This window comes from Proteus sp. G2669, from assembly GCF_009915245.1.
Classification (GTDB): domain Bacteria; phylum Pseudomonadota; class Gammaproteobacteria; order Enterobacterales; family Enterobacteriaceae; genus Proteus.
Genome location: NZ_JAABLX010000001.1, coordinates 1 through 2,648, shown reverse-complemented (window position 1 = coordinate 2,648; position 2,648 = coordinate 1). Strand labels below are relative to the sequence as shown.

At 28.7% G+C, this 2,648-nt stretch carries 3 protein-coding genes and 1 pseudogene; all 4 read right to left on the bottom strand.

Going from position 1 to position 2,648, the window contains the following annotated elements:
* Nucleotides 1-517, bottom strand: a pseudogene (locus GWI68_RS00020) (hypothetical protein); the annotation flags it as partial.
* Between the two features lie 23 nt (nt 518-540).
* A complete protein-coding gene (locus GWI68_RS00015) occupies nt 541-810 on the bottom strand; it encodes a PAAR domain-containing protein (RefSeq protein WP_166539021.1) in 270 nt (89 codons plus the stop codon).
* Nucleotides 811-859: 49 nt separating this feature from the next.
* Nucleotides 860-1,807, bottom strand: a complete 948-nt coding sequence (locus GWI68_RS00010; RefSeq protein ID WP_166539020.1) for a hypothetical protein — start codon at nt 1,805-1,807, stop codon at nt 860-862.
* Nucleotides 1,808-1,944: 137 nt separating this feature from the next.
* On the bottom strand, nt 1,945-2,648 hold a 704-nt coding region (locus tag GWI68_RS00005), incomplete at its 5' end, for a hypothetical protein (protein WP_166539019.1).

The window sequence follows — 2,648 nt, the reverse complement described above, 5'->3', positions numbered from 1 at the left end:
GCATATAAAAAATAATTAGCCCCATTAATATCATTCCAATTAATGGCATAGAAAATAACGCAAGCTCTTGATAAATAGCATTTTTAGTTACTTGATAAAAGTTACCAGAATAATACGCTTTTAAGTAATCCCAATAAGTAATTTTTTGGTTAAAATATGGCTTGTATTTATTAAATACAATTACCCAATCTTCACTTAATTCTAAGTTATTCTTATTATATTTATTCTCAACCAAAATAACATCATCAATAAACCCCCTCTTCCCATAATAAATTTTTTCATATTTATCATGTAATAAATAAATAAGACTAAAAAAAAGCACAATAAAAATAGGAATAGCCATATTCTTGATAATATTTCTATTAGGAGAATCAATTTCACATTTATCTTCAGTTAACTCATTTAAAAAATCAAAGTCTTTTAACTTAACACTTGAGTTATAATTATCATTATCTGCCTTAAAAAGATTCATTTCTATCTTATGAGGATGATTTGTACCACTAAATAAACTTGCCATTATCTTTCCATAAAAATGATTAATTACTCAATAGCCACCAATATACAACCCGTTAAACAGCCGCATTGCACTTTATGCCCTTCTAATGCGACGGGAATATTGCTTATTTTCATCATGGTATCTCCCTCAATAATTTTGCCTTTTTGCTGACAAGCAGGGCAATAAACTTCATCGCCTAAACAGGCAATTTCATGAGTTTGCTTTGCTAGTAAAGAACCGCTTAATACGGTTCCTTTGGTATTAGTGGTATCATTTTTTAAAATAATTTTTCGTCCTTGAATTGTGCTACACATGTTTATATATCCTTTTATAAACTATTAACAGTAAACTTAGCTAAAAAATCTAAATAGAATGCTTAATTGCTTCCGATAATTTATCTTCGATTTCTTTACAAGGTGGCAGCTCTTTATCAACCAGAACAACTTGTTGTTCTATTTGTTTATCAAGATCTTTGGGAATAGGCGCTTCTCTAAAAATAGAATATTTTTTTCTTGTGTACTTGCCTTCAATCAAAGGAGCTAATCCATAAAATAAATATTTGGTAATATATCCTAATCCCCATGCTTTATCATTACTACTTCCACCTCCTAAAAAACTAAACACCGTTAAGTTTGGATAATATTTATGTTCTATCAACTTATTATTTTCATCAACTCGATATAAAATAAGTGCTAATGTTGGTTTCATATCTGCAAAATTAATTTGAGAATACTTAGCAACATAAACATTCATTTTCATGTCCCAAGTATAAAATAATTGTTTTTCTCGATCGCATATTAGATAAGGTCTATTTCTAGCAATAAAACCAAAATAGATCATTGGTAAAGAACATAATAATGGAGCTAATAGTAAAAACAAATCTAAAATAATGCTTTTCTCTCTTATAAATGAATTGCTATAGTAATAATAGTCCCAATAATTTATAAAAGAAAGTTTTCCATTCTGAATATATTTTTTTTCTAATTCATCATTATCCCTATGCTGGGGTAATATAAATATATTATTCTTATTATCTTTCTTATCTAATATTCTAAGGAAAAGAGATTCTGTATTTTTCCAAGGATCAATATAAATTGTTTTAACACCATAGCTAAAAGCCCAAAGTAAACCGATAACAAAAGGGATCGCTAACATAGTCCTGCCATTAGAAAAAGCATGGCGTATGACTAATCGTAAATTATCTATTTTTTCCACAAAATCAAGCGCACCAGCTTGATATTGAGTCATTTTTGGTGTTTCTGTTTGTAATAGTGATTCACAATGATCACTGAGTTTATGTTTTTGTTCCATCGGGATATCAATCTATATTAATTATCAATAAAGAACCGCTTAATACGGTTCCTTTAGTATTGGTAGTATCATTTTTTAAAATGATTTTTCGTCCTTGAATTGTGCTACGCATGTTTTCAACATTTTAATTTATAGAATCATGATTGAATTAGAGATAATAACTTTTTATAATTTGGTTTTGACTCATTATTAACTTCTTTTGTACTATCAGAGTAATAAAATGTTCGTTGGATACCTTTTGTTTTACGCTCTGCAGGATATTCAGAATAAACGGTCACATCAGTATGTATAATTGGCCTCCAAGTAATTTCTTTAGCACCACGTGATTTATAATAAAAATATAGTTTTTCTCCATATAGCCACAAAATATTTCCTTTATCATTTTCATATTGTTTATTGACCCAAGGAAAATAATGAGAAGAAATATAAAAATCACCTTCTTTATTAATAGGTTTTTCGCCTATTCTTTGAGGCTGATTATTATCAAATATAATAATAACTCCAGCACCTACTACATCAATGATACTATTAGAAAAATATTCATTGTTTTTTAAATTTAGATTTAAAGTAATGTTACTTAATTGCCAATCACATTTCCCACCTCCTCTATAAGGGATTACTGCACTATATAATGAACTATTACCTTCTTTTTCTAACAAAACCATTTCACTATTAAAACCAGAAACAGTATATGTAGGTACTTCATTATTATTATATGTTTTTCGGCAAAGGTTTGAACGATACATAACCTTCATTGGTGAAAGCTCAGCGACATCGAGTACGTCGACGGTAATTTTTACTGTTCTACCATTTTCAGGAGGGGAGAATGTCCTGTCTATTT

What these genes read in the sequence shown, in the direction of transcription:
- GWI68_RS00015 (WP_166539021.1), bottom strand. Translation starts at nt 810, where the DNA reads ATGTGTAGCACAATTCAAGGACGAAAAATTATTTTAAAAAATGATACC.
- GWI68_RS00010 (WP_166539020.1), bottom strand. Translation starts at nt 1,807, where the DNA reads ATGGAACAAAAACATAAACTCAGTGATCATTGTGAATCACTATTACAA.